13 protein-coding genes and 1 riboswitch are annotated in these 14,284 nt (G+C 69.4%); of the genes, 6 read left to right on the plus strand and 7 right to left on the minus strand.

The annotated features are described in order from the left end of the window. Positions 1–13 precede the first annotated feature (13 nt). The 7 genes from ABZ192_RS24930 to ABZ192_RS24960 all read right to left on the minus strand — a co-directional run bounded on the left by ABZ192_RS24930 (position 14) and on the right by ABZ192_RS24960 (position 8,267). On the minus strand, positions 14–976 hold the full coding sequence (locus tag ABZ192_RS24930) for a helix-turn-helix domain-containing protein (RefSeq protein ID WP_356926665.1): 963 nt from the start codon (positions 974–976) through the stop codon (positions 14–16). 248 nt (positions 977–1,224) lie between these two features. Then, on the minus strand, positions 1,225–2,232 hold the full coding sequence (locus tag ABZ192_RS24935; RefSeq protein ID WP_356926666.1) for a ribonucleotide-diphosphate reductase subunit beta: 1,008 nt from the start codon (positions 2,230–2,232) through the stop codon (positions 1,225–1,227). Then, the gene (locus ABZ192_RS24940; protein ID WP_356926667.1) at positions 2,232–4,583 is read right to left on the minus strand and encodes a ribonucleoside-diphosphate reductase subunit alpha; all 2,352 of its coding nucleotides are present in this window, start codon (positions 4,581–4,583) and stop codon (positions 2,232–2,234) included. Before ABZ192_RS24940 ends, ABZ192_RS24935 begins: the two co-directional genes overlap by 1 nt. A gap of 145 nt (positions 4,584–4,728) precedes the next feature. Beyond that, positions 4,729–4,811: riboswitch (cobalamin riboswitch) on the minus strand. Between the two features lie 77 nt (positions 4,812–4,888). Further along, complete coding sequence (locus ABZ192_RS24945) at positions 4,889–5,395, minus strand: GNAT family N-acetyltransferase (protein WP_356926668.1); 507 nt, start codon at positions 5,393–5,395, stop codon at positions 4,889–4,891. Positions 5,396–5,467: 72 nt separating this feature from the next. Further along, the gene (mctP, locus tag ABZ192_RS24950; RefSeq protein ID WP_020274240.1) at positions 5,468–7,096 is read right to left on the minus strand and encodes a monocarboxylate uptake permease MctP; all 1,629 of its coding nucleotides are present in this window, start codon (positions 7,094–7,096) and stop codon (positions 5,468–5,470) included. Then, positions 7,093–7,359 carry a DUF3311 domain-containing protein gene (locus tag ABZ192_RS24955; protein WP_356926669.1) on the minus strand — a complete coding sequence of 89 codons (267 nt, stop codon included), beginning with the start codon at positions 7,357–7,359 and terminating at the stop codon, positions 7,093–7,095. The genes mctP and ABZ192_RS24955 overlap by 4 nt, the downstream gene beginning before the upstream one ends. A gap of 143 nt (positions 7,360–7,502) precedes the next feature. Further along, positions 7,503–8,267: a GntR family transcriptional regulator gene (locus ABZ192_RS24960; protein ID WP_356926670.1), complete on the minus strand. Its 765-nt coding sequence runs from the start codon at positions 8,265–8,267 to the stop codon at positions 7,503–7,505. Between the two features lie 307 nt (positions 8,268–8,574). On the opposite strand from ABZ192_RS24960, the gene ABZ192_RS24965 reads away from it, so the two are divergent. The 6 genes from ABZ192_RS24965 (at position 8,575) to ABZ192_RS24990 (ending at position 14,177) form a co-directional block, all read left to right on the plus strand. After that, on the plus strand, positions 8,575–9,858 hold the full coding sequence (locus ABZ192_RS24965; protein WP_356926671.1) for an extracellular solute-binding protein: 1,284 nt from the start codon (positions 8,575–8,577) through the stop codon (positions 9,856–9,858). Between the two features lie 70 nt (positions 9,859–9,928). Then, a complete protein-coding gene (locus ABZ192_RS24970; protein WP_356926672.1) occupies positions 9,929–10,915 on the plus strand; it encodes a sugar ABC transporter permease in 987 nt (328 codons plus the stop codon). Beyond that, a complete protein-coding gene (locus ABZ192_RS24975; protein ID WP_020274245.1) occupies positions 10,912–11,751 on the plus strand; it encodes a carbohydrate ABC transporter permease in 840 nt (279 codons plus the stop codon). The genes ABZ192_RS24970 and ABZ192_RS24975 overlap by 4 nt, the downstream gene beginning before the upstream one ends. A gap of 9 nt (positions 11,752–11,760) precedes the next feature. Further along, a complete protein-coding gene (locus ABZ192_RS24980; RefSeq protein WP_356926673.1) occupies positions 11,761–13,341 on the plus strand; it encodes a glycoside hydrolase family 3 protein in 1,581 nt (526 codons plus the stop codon). A 66-nt stretch (positions 13,342–13,407) separates the two neighbouring features. Beyond that, the gene (locus tag ABZ192_RS24985; protein WP_356926674.1) at positions 13,408–13,656 is read left to right on the plus strand and encodes a helix-turn-helix transcriptional regulator; all 249 of its coding nucleotides are present in this window, start codon (positions 13,408–13,410) and stop codon (positions 13,654–13,656) included. Further along, on the plus strand, positions 13,653–14,177 hold the full coding sequence (locus ABZ192_RS24990) for a hypothetical protein (RefSeq protein WP_356926675.1): 525 nt from the start codon (positions 13,653–13,655) through the stop codon (positions 14,175–14,177). The genes ABZ192_RS24985 and ABZ192_RS24990 overlap by 4 nt, the downstream gene beginning before the upstream one ends. The last annotated feature ends 107 nt before the right edge of the window (positions 14,178–14,284 follow it).

Here is a 14,284-nt window from a genome sequence, read left to right on the forward strand (position 1 = left end):
GCGTGGGGGAGGGTCAGGCCGCCTCGGGACCCCGGAACGTGCGCCGGTAGGCGTTCGGCGTCGTCCCGACCGCCCGGACGAAGTGGTGGCGCAGCGCGGCCGCGTTGCCGAACCCCGTTCGACCGGCGATCGCGTCCATCGTCTCGTCCGTCGCCTCCAGCAGCCGCTGGGCCAGCAGCACACGCTGGCGCAGGATCCAGCGGTACGGAGTCGTCCCGGTCTCCTGCTGGAAGCGACGGGCGAAGGTGCGCGGGGACATGTGGGCGCGGGCGGCCAGCTGCTCGACGGTGACCTCCTCGTCGAGGTGCCGCTCCATCCATGCCAGCAGCTCGCCGATCGTGTCGGCCTCGGAGTGCGGCAGCGGGCGCTCGATGTACTGGGCCTGGCCGCCGTCGCGGTGCGGCGGCACCACCATCCGCCGGGCGATCTTGTTGGCGACCTCGGAGCCCTGCTCCTTGCGCACCAGGTGCAGGCAGGCGTCGATGCCGGCGGCGGTGCCGGCGGAGGTGATCACCGGGTCCTCGTCGACGTAGAGCACGTCCGGCTCCACGACCGCCCGCGGGTACTGCCGGGCCAGGGCGTCCGCATGCTTCCAGTGCACGGCGCAGCGGCGGTCGTCCAGCAGTCCGGCAGCGGCCAGCACGAAGGCGCCGGAGCAGACGCTGAGCACCCGGGCGCCGCGGTCGACCCCGCGCCGCAGGGCGTCCAGGAGCTCCGGCGGGAACTCTCGGGACGCGTAGCTGTGCCCGGCCGGCACCGCGATCAGATCGGCCGTCTCCAGCCGCTCCAAGCCGTGCTCCACCTGGAGTGAGATGCCCGAGTTCATGCGCAGCGCCGGGCCCTCGGCCGAGGCGACGGCGAAGTCGTACACCGGCAGGCCGTCGTCGCTGCGGTCGGTGCCGAAGACCTCGCACACCACACCGAGTTCGAAGGGGTTCACGCCGTCGAGGAGGACGACCGCCACGTTCTTCAGCATGTCTCCAGTGTGCCTCGTCAGTGGCAGTAATTCGAGGGTCTATGACAGTACTGCCACTGACGGTAAGGAGTCATCGGCGCGACAGTGGTGTCCATGGACACGAACCAGGTACAGACACTCATCGCAATGATCTTCGTACTCGGGATGCTGGTCCTCCTGGCCCTCCCGTCAGTGATCGGTGTCGTCCGCGACCGGCGCGTCGACCGTCAGATCAGGGAGGCCCAGGAGGCCCGCGAAGGCGAGCGGCCTCAGAAGTCCTCGTCCAGGTCGACGGTGCCCTCCACCGCCACCTGGTACGCGGAGGGCCGCCGCTCGAAGAAGTTGGTCAGCTCCTGAACCCCCTGGAGCTCCATGAAGGAGAAGGGGTTCTCGGAGCCGTAGACCGGAGCGAAGCCCAGGCGGGTGAGCCGCTGGTCGGCGACGCACTCCAGGTACTGCCGCATCGACTCGGTGTTCATGCCCGGGAGGCCGTCCCCGCACAGGTCGCGCGCGAACTGCAGCTCGGCCTCGACGGCCTCGCGGAGCATGTCCGTCACCTCCTGCCGGAGCCGGTCGTCGAACAGCTCCGGCTCCTCCTTGCGGACGGTGTCGACCACGTCGAAGGCGAACGACATGTGCATCGTCTCGTCGCGGAACACCCAGTTGGTGCCGGTGGCCAGACCGTGCAGCAGGCCACGGCTGCGGAACCAGTACACGTAGGCGAAGGCGCCGTAGAAGAACAGGCCCTCGATGCACGCGGCGAAGCAGATCAGGTTCAGCAGGAAACGGCGGCGGTCGGCCCGCGTCTCCAGCCGGTCGAGCTGGTCGACCGAGTCCATCCACTTGAAGCAGAACCCGGCCTTCTCACGGATGGAGGGGATGTTCTCGACGGCCGCGAAGGCCGCCGCCCGGTCGTCGTGGTCGGGGAGGTAGGTGTCCAGGAGCGTCAGATAGAACTGGACGTGCACGGCCTCCTCGAAGAGCTGCCGGCTCAGGTAGAGCCGCGCCTCGGGGGAGTTGATGTGCTTGTACAGCGTCAGCACCAGGTTGTTCGCGACGATCGAGTCGCCCGTCGCGAAGAAGGCCACCAGACGGCCGATGAGGTGCTGCTCTGCGGGGGAGAGCTTCGCGAGGTCGGCGACGTCCGAGTGGAGGTCGACCTCCTCCACGGTCCAGGTGTTCTTGATGGCGTCCCGGTAGCGCTCGTAGAAGTCCGGGTAGCGCATGGGGCGGAGAGTGAGCTCGAAGCCGGGGTCGAGAAGGTTCTGGGTGGTCATCACTGGCAGGCCTCGCAGGACTCGGGGTTTTCCAGGGAGCAGGCGACCGCTTCGGGGTCCGGGGCGGCCTGCACGGGGACGGTGGCCTGGGCCGCGCGGGCGATGCGGGTCGCCGGGCGCGAACGCAGGTAGTACGTGGTCTTCAGCCCGGACTTCCAGGCGTAGGCGTACATCGAGGAGAGCTTGCCGATGGTCGGCGTCTCCAGGAAGAGGTTCAGGGACTGGGACTGGTCAAGGAACGGGGTCCTGGCCGCCGCCATGTCGATCAGGCCGCGCTGCGGGATCTCCCACGCCGTGCGGTAGAGGGCGCGTACGTCCTCGGGGATCCAGGCGAAGTCCTGCACCGAGCCGTTGGCCTCGCGCAGGGCCTCCCGGCTGCGGGCGTCCCACACGCCGAGCCGCTTCAGCTCCTGCACCAGGTAGGAGTTGACCTGGAGGAACTCACCGGACAGCGTCTCGCGCTTGAACAGGTTGGACACCTGCGGCTCGATGCACTCGTACACGCCCGCGATGGAGGCGATCGTGGCCGTCGGCGCGATGGCGAGGAGCAGGGAGTTGCGCATGCCGGTCGCGGCGACGCGCTCGCGCAGGGCCGCCCAGCGCTCCGGCCAGGTCAGCTCCACGTCGTAGTGGTCGGGGTGGAGCACGCCCTTGGCCGTACGGGTCTTCTCCCACGCCGGCAACGGGCCGTTGCGCTCGGCGAGATCGGCGGAGGCCTCGTAGGCGGCGAGCATGATCCGCTCGGCGATGCGGGTGGAGAGCCGCTTGGCCCCGGGCGAGTCGAAGGGCAGGCGCAGCTTGAAGAAGACGTCCTGCAGGCCCATGACCCCGAGGCCGACCGGACGCCACCTGGCGTTGGAACGGCCCGCCTGCTCGGTCGGGTAGAAGTTGATGTCCACGACCCGGTCGAGGAACGTGACGGCCGTGCGGACGGTCTCGTCCAGTCGCTCCCAGTCGATGTCCCCGTCGCGCACGAAGGCACCGAGGTTGACCGACCCCAGGTTGCAGACCGCCGTCTCCCCGTCGCTGGTGACCTCCAGGATCTCCGTGCAGAGGTTGGAGGAGTGGACGACGTGGCCCGGCTCGGCCGTCTGGTTGGCGGTGCGGTTGGCGGCGTCCTTGAAGGTCATCCAGCCGTTGCCGGTCTGCGCGAGGGTGCGCATCATGCGGCCGTACAGCTCGCGGGCGGGCAGGGTCTTCTTCGCCAGGCCCTTCGCCTCGGCCGCCCGGTACGCGGCGTCGAACTCCTCGCCCCACAGGTCGGCCAGCTCGGGCACGTCCGACGGGGAGAACAGCGACCACGGCGCGTCGGCGTTCACCCGCCGCATGAACTCGTCGGGCACCCAGTGCGCGAGGTTCAGGTTGTGCGTGCGGCGGGCGTCCTCGCCGGTGTTGTCGCGCAGCTCCAGGAACTCCTCGATGTCGGAGTGCCAGGTCTCCAGGTAGACCGCGGCGGCGCCCTTGCGGCGGCCGCCCTGGTTCACGGCGGCGACCGAGGCGTCGAGGGTCTTCAGGAACGGGACGATGCCGTTGGAGTGGCCGTTGGTGCCGCGGATCAGCGAACCGCGCGCACGGATGCGGGAGTACGCGATGCCGATGCCGCCGGCGTGCTTCGACAGCCGCGCCACCTGGTGGTAGCGGTCGTAGATCGAGTCCAGTTCGTCCTTGGGGGAGTCGAGGAGGTAGCAGGACGACATCTGGGGGTGACGCGTGCCGGAGTTGAAGAGGGTGGGGGAGGAGGGGAGGTAGTCAAGGCGGCTCATCAGCCCGTAGAGCGCGGCGACTTCGTCGACGGAGCGGCGGGTGTCGTCCTCGGCGAGACCGGCGGCGACGCGCAGCATGAAGTGCTGGGGCGTCTCGATCACCTTGCGGGTGATCGGGTGCCGGAGCAGATAGCGGCTGTGCAGCGTGCGCAGGCCGAAGTAGCCGAAGCGGTCGTCGGCCGCCGTGTCGATCAGGGCGTCGAGGCGGGCGGCGTGGAGGCGCACGAACTCGGCGGTCCGGTCGGCGATGAGGCCCTCCCGGTGGCCGACCGCCACCGACTCGGTGAAGCAGCTGACGCCCTGCGAGGCGGCCTCGGCGCGGATCCCGATCGTCAGCAGGCGCGCGGCCAGCCGGGAGTAGGCGGGATCCTCGGAGATGAGGCCGGCGGCCGCCTCGGTCGCCAGCTCGCGCAACTCCGACTCGTCGGCCCGCGCGGAGCGGCCGCGCAGCGCGGCGGCGGCGACCCGGCCGGGGTCGGCGTCGGGCAGGTCGGCGGTCAGCTCGGTCAGGGTCCGCAGCAGCGCGGCACCGGGACCGTCGTGCTCTTTTTCCGCGGCTGAGACCGGATCGGCTGGCGCGATGGTCACGTGGGGCTCTCCCTCGCTCGGCACGGGGCCTCACGCAGGGCAGGGGGGCAGCACGCGAACGCACGCGGCGTCGCGTCCACCGGCCCACTCCGCGAGGCCCGGACGTCAGGGCGCACCGGCCGGGCGGCCGGGCGCGCTGTCGGCAGGCCCTCGGACTGACTCCCATGCACGGATAAAAAGGCATGGGTACACCGTTGCGGGACAGTTCCGGATTCGCACCGGATTCCCCTGCGGCGACAGCGAGCATGAGCATACATCTTGTGCCGGGCGGCGAAAGCACCCCTAGATGTAGTGTCGCGACGGTTTCACAGCGTCAACTCATAGGTGAGGAGAGTGATGTCGGGAAGCTCCGGAATCGGGCGCCAGTCGCGCTCCGGGACACGGACGAAGCCGAGACGTTCGTAGATGCGGTGGGCGGCGTGCATGGCGCGCTGGGTCGACAGGACGACGCGGACGCAGCCGTCCGTCGCGCGGGCGCGGTCGACGCAGGCGCGGACGAGAGCCTCTCCGGCGCCCTGGCCGCGGGCCTCGTGGGCGACGGCGAGCATCCGTATCTCGGCTTCTGAGGGCCGGGCGATGTCGGCCATGGGGCCGCCGGAGGGGACGAAGGTGACGCCACCGAGGAGCTGTTCCCCCCGGGTGGCCACCAGGACGTCCGCGGCGGCGGCCCGCTTGGCCACGTCCCTGAGTTCGCCGAGGTACCAGTCGCTCTCCCCGAAGTCGAGGAGGCCGTCCTTCAGGTAGGCCTGGGCGGTGATCTCGCCGAGGGCGTCGTATTCGGCGGGCTTCACCCGCCGGATGAGGATGTCCATGGTCCGAGTGTGCGGGACGGGTGTGACAACGGGCCGCCGGTTTTCCACCGACGGCCCGCTGCCACCTGCGAGTCAGTGCGAGGTGCCCGCCGTGGCCGGCGGGAGCTCCACCTGGACGCCGGGGTCGCCCGCGTCCGCCGTGTAGTCCTCCGGCTTGGTCTCGTCGATGCCGTCGGGGGCCTTCAGGGCCCTCAGGACGAAGGTCAGGACGACGGTGACGACGACGTTCAGGACGAACGCCGTGAGGCCGATGTAGCCGATCTCGCCGATGCCCGGGATCTCCTTCGACGAGCCGCCGAAGTGCTTCTGGGTCGGCGAGGCGACACCGTACGCGGCGACCGTGCCGTAGACCATGCCGACCGCCCAGCCCGCGAGCAGGGCCCAGCGGTGGAACCAGCGGGTGAACAGGCCGCCGACCAGGGCCGGGAAGGTCTGGAGGATCCAGATGCCGCCCAGCAGCTGGAAGTTGATGGCGACCGTCTTGTCCATGGTGAGGACGAAGGCCAGCGCGCCCACCTTCACCAGCAGCGACACCAGCTTGGAGACCTTGGTCTCCTGCGCCGGCGTGGCGTCCGGCTTGATGAAGTCCTTGTAGATGTTGCGGGTGAAGAGGTTCGCGGCCGCGATGGACATGATGGCCGCCGGGACCAGGGCCCCGATGCCGATCGCCGCGAAGGCCACGCCCGCGAACCAGTCCGGGAACATGGTCTCGAACAGCTGCGGGATCGCCAGCTGCCCGTTCTGCACCTTGATCCCGGCCGCGATCGCCATGAAGCCGAGCAGCGCGAGCAGGCCCAGCATCAGCGAGTACAGCGGCAGGATCGTGGTGTTGCGGCGGATCACGTCACGGCTCTTCGAGGACAGCGTCGCCGTGATCGAGTGCGGGTACATGAACAGCGCGAGCGCGGAGCCCAGCGCCAGCGTGGCGTACGTCCACTGCCCCGCTTCCGGCGGCGTGAGCGCACCGCGCGGCGCGCCCGTCGCCGGGTTGGTCTGGCTGAACGCGTCTCCCGCCTTGGCGAAGATCTCGTCGAAGCCGCCCAGCTTGATCGGGATGTAGATGATCGCCACCGCGATGACGATGTAGATCAGGGTGTCCTTCACGAACGCGATCAGCGCCGGCGCCCGTAGACCCGACGAGTACGTGTACGCCGCCAGCACACCGAAGGCGATCAGCAGGGGCAGGTCCTTGATGAACCAGTTGGTGTTCTCGCCGCCGCCGACGCCCATGACGTCCAGCACGGCCTGGATGCCGACCAGTTGGAGCGCGATGTACGGCATCGTGGCCAGGATGCCGGTCACGGCCACCGCCAGCGACAGGCCCTTCGAGCCGAACCGGCCGCGCACGAAGTCGGACGTCGTCACGTACCCGTGCTTGTGCGAGACCGACCATAGGCGGGGGAGGAACGTGAAGATCAGCGGGTAGACGAGGATCGTGTAGGGCACCGCGAAGAAGCCGGCCGCGCCCGCCGCGTAGATCGCCGCCGGTACGGCCACGAAGGTGTACGCCGTGTACAGGTCGCCGCCGAGCAGGAACCAGGTGATCCAGGTGCCGAACGAGCGGCCGCCCAGGCCCCATTCGTCCAGGCTGTGCTCGTTCTCGGCCTTGCGCCAGCGCGCGGCCAGGAAGCCCATGACCGTGACGGCCAGGAAGAAGAAGATGAAGACGGCGAGTGCGACGCCGTTCACGCCGTCGTTCACTGCGACGCACCGCCCTTCGTGGCAGAGCGGGCGCGCTGGTCACGCTGCCACAGCTTGTAGGCGATCATCGTCAGCGCCGTGGAGATCAGCACCCACGCCATCTGGTACCAGTAGAAGAACGGGATCCCGATGAAGGCCGGGTCGGTCTTGGCGTACGAGCCGACCCACAACATGGCCACGAACGGCGCTATGAGGCAAAGAGCGATGACGACGCGCATCGGCGTCACCGTCGCCCCTCTGCCGGCTTCTGGGGCTTGCGACATCAGGCGGCTCCGTCCCCTCAGTGATCACCTGTGCAATGCGCAGGCAATCTAGGTCAGGGTGCGGCGGGAACGGAACCCCTCGTCCGTAATGCGGTACCCAAAAGAAACCGAGCTCAGCAGCAGTCGCACTACCTCAAGTCGCCCTACTCCTGAGGCCGCTTCAGACGCGCCACGAACTTGTACCGGTCCCCGCGGTACACCGACCGCACCCACTCCACCGGCTGTCCGTCCCGGTCCAGTGAGTGACGGGAGAGCATCAGCATCGGCAGGCCGACGTCCGTGCCGAGCAGGCCGGCCTCGCGCGGGGTGGCCAGCGAGGTCTCGATGGTCTCCTCGGCCTCCGCGAGATGGACGTCGTAGACCTCGGCGAGCGCGGTGTAGAGGGACGTGTACTTCACCAGGGACCGGCGCAGGGCCGGGAAGCGCTTCGCGCTCAGGTGGGTCGTCTCGATGGCCATCGGCTCGCCGTTGGCCATGCGCAGCCGCTCGATGCGCAGCACCCGCCCGCCGGCCGTGATGTCGAGCAGCCCGGCGAGGCGGTCGTCGGCGGTGATGTAGCCGATGTCCAGGAGCTGCGAGGTGGGTTCGAGGCCCTGGGCGCGCATGTCCTCGGTGTAGGAGGTCAGTTGCAGCGCCTGCGAGACCTTCGGCTTGGCGACGAACGTGCCCTTGCCCTGGATGCGCTCCAGCCGCCCCTCGACGACCAGCTCCTGGAGCGCCTGGCGCACGGTCGTGCGCGAGGTGTCGAACTCCGCCGCCAGGGTGCGCTCGGGCGGGACCGGCGTGCCGGGCGCCTGGGTCTCGGTCATGTCGAGCAGGTGCTTCTTCAGGCGGTAGTACTTGGGCACGCGTGCGGTACGGACGGGTGCCCCGCTCTCGTGCTCCGCACTGCTGATGTCGGTGCTCATGCTCCGCCTTCCCGGCTCCTGTGCCGACACGATCCCACTTGTATACCGTCGGCGCCGCTTTTGGTCTAGTCCACAACTCCAAGTGGTCTACCTGGAGTATGCCGTGCCCGGCCGGGTTTTCGCCGGGTTCTTACTTAAAGGTTCCTGCATATGTAGGTCGCATAACGGCTGGTCAGAGCTCATTCCGGACCCTTGACAGGTCTACAGGTCTGGTCCAAGCTCCCCCTACTGGTCTACACCATTGGTCCAGGGTCCTGGCCCCACGTTCGGGGAGCAGGGGGTCGGTGGCATCCCTGAGGAGGGTGGCGTGAAGCGCAAGCTGATATCCGCGATCGGTATCGCGGGCATGGTGGTCTCCATCGCGGCGTGCGGGGGCGAGGGCGGCAGCGGGGGTTCGGACAAGGGCGCGGACGCCAAGGAGCTGACCGTCTGGCTCACCGTCGACGCGCAGAACAACTGGCCGGAGCTGGTGAAGGCCGCCGACGCCGCGGTGCAGAAGAAGCACCCCGGTCTCAAGATCAACCACGAGTACTACGGCTGGCCCGACAAGAACGCCAAGCTCGACGCCGTCCTCGCCACCGACAAGGCCCCCGACGTGGTCGAGATGGGCAACACCGAGATGCTCGGCTACATGGTCAAGGGCGCCTTCGCCCCCCTCGACCCGGCCGGGTTCGACAGCTCGGACGCCTGGCTGGACGGCCTCAAGGCCTCGGTGACCTACGAGGGCAAGACCTACGGCGTCCCGTACTACGCCGGCGGCCGCGTCGCCAACTGGCGCAAGGACGTGGCGGCCTCGGTCGGGGTGAAGACGCCCCCGAAGACGTACAAGGAGCTCACCGCCGCCCTGGACAAGATCCAGAAGAAGCAGGGCGGCAAGTTCAGCGCCTGGTACCAGCCGACGCGCGACTGGTACGCGGCCATGTCCTTCGTCTACGACGCCGGCGGCGCCATCGCCACCGAGTCGGGCGGCCAGTGGAAGGCCTCCCTCTCCTCGCCCGAGTCCCTCAAGGGCCTCAAGGAGTTCAAGAACGTCATCGACTCCTACATGCACGGCGACAAGACCAAGGACGAGTCCGACCGCTACATCGTCTACGGCCAGGGCAAGTCCGCCATGATCTTCGCCGCCGCCTGGGAGGGCGCGACCGCCGAGGACCCGAAGAACGACAAGTCCGGCAAGCTCAAGGGCAACCTCGAGAACTTCGTGATGCCCGGCCCGTCCGGCAAGAACATGCCCGTCTTCCTGGGCGGCAGCGACCTCGCCGTGCCGGTGAAGTCCGACGCGCAGGCCCTGGCCGCCGAGTGGATCAACGCGTTCACCGGCTCCTCCGGCCAGAAGGGCCTGATGGCCAAGGGCAACCTGCCCAACAACAAGACCGACCTCGCGACGCTGAAGAACGACCCGAAGACGGCGGTCCCCGCCACCGCGGCCGAGTCCAACTGGTTCGTGCCGATGGCCCCCGGCTGGGGCCAGGTCGAGAAGGCGCAGATCCTCCAGACCATGCTCCAGAGCATCGGCACCGGCAAGAAGTCGGTCGAGGCCGCCGCCGAGGACGCGGACGCCGCGATCGACAAGGTCATCAACACCAAGTGATCTTCGCGCGGGGCTCCCGGCCGGGGGCCCCGCCGTCGTCCAGACCTGAGGGACCGCCGAGGAGCGCGCGATGAGTGCCGCAGACACCACCACCCCCGTCAAGGTGCCGCCACCGCGGCAGGCACCGCCACCTCCCGCCGCCGAGCGGCCACGGGCGAACCGGCCGTCGGGCGGGGCCGCGGTCCCCTGGCTGCTGCTCGCGCCCTGCCTGCTGATCCTCGCAGGGGTCATGGGCTATCCGCTGGCCCGTCTGGTCACCCTGTCCTTCCAGAAGTTCGGGCAGTCCCAGCTGTGGGGCTTCCAGCCGGCCGAGTCGGTCGGGTTCGACAACTTCGCGAAGGTGCTGGGCGACGGCGAGTTCTGGACCGTCGTGTTCCGCACGATCGTCTTCGCCGCCGGGGCCGTCGTCTTCACGATGGTGATCGGCATGGCGATCGCTCTGCTGCTCCAGCGGGTCTCCGGCTGGCTGAAGGTGCTCATCAACATCGTCCTGGTGGCCAGCTGGGGCATGCCCGTCATCGTGGCCACCACGGTCTTCAAGTGGCTCTTCGACTCGGACTACGGCGTCTTCAACGCGCTGCTCAGCAAGCTGCCCGGCGTCGAGATGATCGGCCACAACTGGTTCGCGAGCGGGCCCGAGGGCCTGGCCGTGATCATGCTGCTGGTGGTGTGGGGAGCCGTGCCGTTCGTGGTCATCACGCTCTGCGCGGGTCTCACCCAGGTGCCCAAGGAACTGGAGGAGGCTGCCCGACTGGACGGTGCCGGGGCCTGGGGCGTCTTCCGCTATGTCACCCTGCCCGTCCTCAAGCCGATCATCGTGATGCTCACGACCCTGTCGGTCATCTGGGACATGGGCGTCTTCCCCCAGGTGTTCGTCATGCGGGGCGGCCATCCCGAGCCGGAGTTCCAGGTGCTCAACACCTACTCCTACGACCGGGCGTTCGTCGTCAACGACTACGCCCAGGGCTCGGCCATCGCGCTGATCACAGTCCTGCTGCTGCTCGGCGTGGTCGCCGTCTACATGCGGCAGATGCTCAAGATCGGAGAGGTCGAATGAGCAGCACGCTGACCGGCCGCCGGGCGCCGAAGCTCTGGTGGAACGTCCTCGGCCTCCTGGTCTTCGTCACCGCGGGCTTCCCGCTGTACTGGATGCTCAACACGGCGTTCAAGCCCGCCGAGGACGCCATCGACCCGGACCCGAGCCTGCTGCCGACCGGCATCACCTTCGCCAACTTCGGCCGGGCGCTGGACATCGCCGACTTCTGGGGCCCGGTGGGCCGCAGCATGGTGGTGTCGCTGGCGGTGGTCGTCATCGGCATGGTCGTGGGGCTGCTGGCCGCGCTCGCCATCTCCCGCTTCGCCTTCCGCGGCCGCAAGATCGTGATCGTGGGCATCCTCGCGGTCCAGATGGTCCCGCTGGTCGCCATGATCATCCCGGTCTTCCTGCTGCTCAACGACCTGGGCCAGTACGACCGGCTCACCGGTCTCATCATCACGTACCTGACCTTCATCCTCCCGTTCACCGTGTGGACGCTGCGGGGCTTCATCGTCAACATCCCGAAGGAACTGGAGGAGGCGGCCATGGTCGACGGCTGCTCCCGCACCGGTGCCTTCCTCCGGGTGGTCTTCCCGCTCCTGGCCCCCGGCATGGTCGCCACCTCGGTCTACGGCTTCATCCAGGCCTGGAACGAGTACCTGTACGCCCTGATGCTGCTCAGCCAGAAGAACCAGACGGCGACCGTCTGGCTCGGCAACTTCACCACCAAACACGGCACCGAATACGCCCCGATGATGGCTGGCGCCACGATGATGGCCGTGCCGATCGTCGCCCTCTTCCTCCTCGTCCAGCGCAAGATGGCCGCGGGCCTGACCGCGGGCGCCGTGAAGGGATGACCCCGCCCCATGACGACACTCGCCAGCGGTACCGACACGCTCACCCGTGACGCCCTGACGGTTCTCCAGCCCGGCTTCACCGGAACCACCGCTCCCGACTGGCTGCTGCGCCGGCTCGGCGAGGGCCTCGCCTCCGTCGGCCTGTTCGGCCGCAACATCGCCTCGTCCGGCCAACTGGCCGCGCTGACCGCACAGCTGCGGGCCGAGCGCGACGACGTCCTGGTCGCGATCGACGAGGAAGGCGGTGACGTGACGCGCCTGGAGGTGCGGACCGGCTCCTCCTTCCCGGGCAACCACGCGCTCGGCGCGGTGGACGACGTGGAGCTGACACGAGAGGTCGCCCACGAACTGGGCCGCCGTCTCGCCGCCTGCGGCGTGAACCTCAACTGGGCCCCGTCCGCCGACGTCAACTCCGACCCGCGCAACCCGGTGATCGGTGTCCGCTCCTTCGGCGCCGACACCGACCTGGCCGCCCGGCACACCGCGGCCTATGTGACGGGCCTGCAGTCGGCCGGAGTCGCCGCCTGCACCAAGCACTTCCCGGGCCACGGCGACACGGCCGTCGACTCCCACCACGCCCTCCCGCGCATCGACGTCCCCGAAGACGTCCTGAGCGACCGTGAACTGGCCCCGTTCCGCGCGGCCATCGCCGCCGGCAGCCGGGCCGTGATGAGCGCCCACATCCTCGTCCCGGCCCTGGACCCCGACCGCCCGGCCACCCTCTCCCGCCGCATCCTGACCGGGCTGCTGCGCGGCGACCTCGGCTACGACGGCCTCATCGTCACCGACGGCATGGAGATGCGGGCCATCGCGGGCACCTACGGCATCGAACGCGGCAGCGTCCTCGCCGTCGCCGCCGGTGCCGACGCGATCTGCGTGGGCGGCGGCCTGTCCGACGACGCGACCGTACGGCGCCTGCGCGACGCCCTGGTCGCGGCGGTCCGCACGGGAGAACTGCCCGAGGAACGCCTGGCCGAGGCCGCGCACCGGGTCCGGGCGCTGGCCCGCTGGGCGAGCACGGCGAACCGCGCACCCGAGGACACCCACGGCAGCGAGATCGGCCTGCACGCCGCCCGCCGCGCCCTCACGGTCACCGTCGCCCCGGGCCTGGGGACCCCGCAGACCTTCGAGCCCCTCACCGAACCTCCCTACGTCGCCGCCCTCACCCCCGTCGCCAACATCGCGGTGGGCGACGAGACCCCCTGGGGCATCGCCGCCGAACTCGTCCACCTGCTGCCGGGCACGGTGACGGGCACCTTCTCGGCGGAGGACGGCAAGGCGGAGGACGGCAAGGCGCAGGATGGCGCTGCGCAGGACGGCAATGCGAGCGATGCCGGTGCCGGTGAGAGCGCCGGACGGGCGGCCCTTCAGGCAGCCGGTCCGCGGCGCATCGTCGCCGTCGTCCGCGACGAACACCGCCACCCCTGGATGGCCTCGGCCCTCGACATCCTGCTGGCGGCCCGCCCCGACACCATCGTCGTCGAAATGGGCGTCCCCCAGGCCGCACCCCGCGGCGCCCTGCACATCGCCACCCACGGCGCGGCCCGCGTCTGCGGCCGGGCTGCGGCCGAGGTGATCGCCGGGTTGTAGAGCTGGTTGTGCAGCCGGTTGTCATGCTGGTTGTAAAGCTACCTCCGAATGTAGTACTTCTTATACATGAGCGAGCAGGTGCACAACAGGTTGGCCATGGTGCGCGCCGAACGGAAGGTGTCGCGCCAGAGCCTGGCCGAGGCAGTGGGAGCCCACTACCAGACCATCGGCTACATCGAGCGAGGGCAGTACAACCCGAGCCTCGACCTGGCACTGAGGATCTCGAAGTTCTTCGGTCTGCCGGTCGAGGCCCTGTTCTCCCTCGAGCCGTTCCGGCCGCTCACGGACGAGGTCTACGGGAGGAACCAGCCATGACGACGACACGCCTGACCCGCTACGACCGGACCATGCTGCGGCTGATGAACGACCGCCGCGCCCAGGCCTGGTACGCCACGGCGGCACGCCGGCGTCTGGTCGTCGCCGCGCACATCACCCTCACCGTGGCCATCGGCACACTGATGACCCACTTCTACCTCGCCGAGGGCGAGCCGCTGTGGCCCGTCGCCGCGATGGCGGTGCTGCTGCTTCCCTGGATGGTCGCGACCGGCGTCATCAACGGCGCCACCCGGGGCCTGCTGGAGCTGCGCGAACACGTACTGGACGAGCGGCAGTCGGCCGAACGCAGCCGCGTCCTGGCCCGGGCCCACCGCATGACCACGCTGCTCCTGGCCGCGACGGCGGCCGCTCTGCTGATCACGGGCGGCGTCGACGGCAACGCCCCGAAGGCGTACGCGGCACCCCTCCTCATCGCCGTCCTCGTCGTCCACTGGGTCATGCCGCTGTGGGTGGCCGGTCTGCGCGCCGAGGACGAGCCGGCCGACGACGAGGCCTTGTAGCGGGGCCCTAGATGTGCTGTCCGGGGACGTTGGTGACGGGCGACACGCCTTGAGTGGTCCTTGAACGGGGCGAGGGCCTCTGGGTTCGGTGTGGATTGCGAGATCTA

The sequence above is a fragment of the Streptomyces sp. NPDC006235 genome, from assembly GCF_040613735.1.
GTDB lineage: Bacteria > Actinomycetota > Actinomycetes > Streptomycetales > Streptomycetaceae > Streptomyces.

What these genes read in the sequence shown, in the direction of transcription:
- ABZ192_RS24980 (WP_356926673.1), top strand. Translation starts at nt 11,761, where the DNA reads ATGACGACACTCGCCAGCGGTACCGACACGCTCACCCGTGACGCCCTG.
- ABZ192_RS24960 (WP_356926670.1), bottom strand. Translation starts at nt 8,267, where the DNA reads ATGAGCACCGACATCAGCAGTGCGGAGCACGAGAGCGGGGCACCCGTC.
- ABZ192_RS24990 (WP_356926675.1), top strand. Translation starts at nt 13,653, where the DNA reads ATGACGACGACACGCCTGACCCGCTACGACCGGACCATGCTGCGGCTG.
- ABZ192_RS24945 (WP_356926668.1), bottom strand. Translation starts at nt 5,395, where the DNA reads ATGGACATCCTCATCCGGCGGGTGAAGCCCGCCGAATACGACGCCCTC.
- ABZ192_RS24955 (WP_356926669.1), bottom strand. Translation starts at nt 7,359, where the DNA reads ATGTCGCAAGCCCCAGAAGCCGGCAGAGGGGCGACGGTGACGCCGATG.
- ABZ192_RS24985 (WP_356926674.1), top strand. Translation starts at nt 13,408, where the DNA reads ATGAGCGAGCAGGTGCACAACAGGTTGGCCATGGTGCGCGCCGAACGG.
- ABZ192_RS24975 (WP_020274245.1), top strand. Translation starts at nt 10,912, where the DNA reads ATGAGCAGCACGCTGACCGGCCGCCGGGCGCCGAAGCTCTGGTGGAAC.
- ABZ192_RS24930 (WP_356926665.1), bottom strand. Translation starts at nt 976, where the DNA reads ATGCTGAAGAACGTGGCGGTCGTCCTCCTCGACGGCGTGAACCCCTTC.
- ABZ192_RS24970 (WP_356926672.1), top strand. Translation starts at nt 9,929, where the DNA reads ATGAGTGCCGCAGACACCACCACCCCCGTCAAGGTGCCGCCACCGCGG.
- ABZ192_RS24935 (WP_356926666.1), bottom strand. Translation starts at nt 2,232, where the DNA reads ATGACCACCCAGAACCTTCTCGACCCCGGCTTCGAGCTCACTCTCCGC.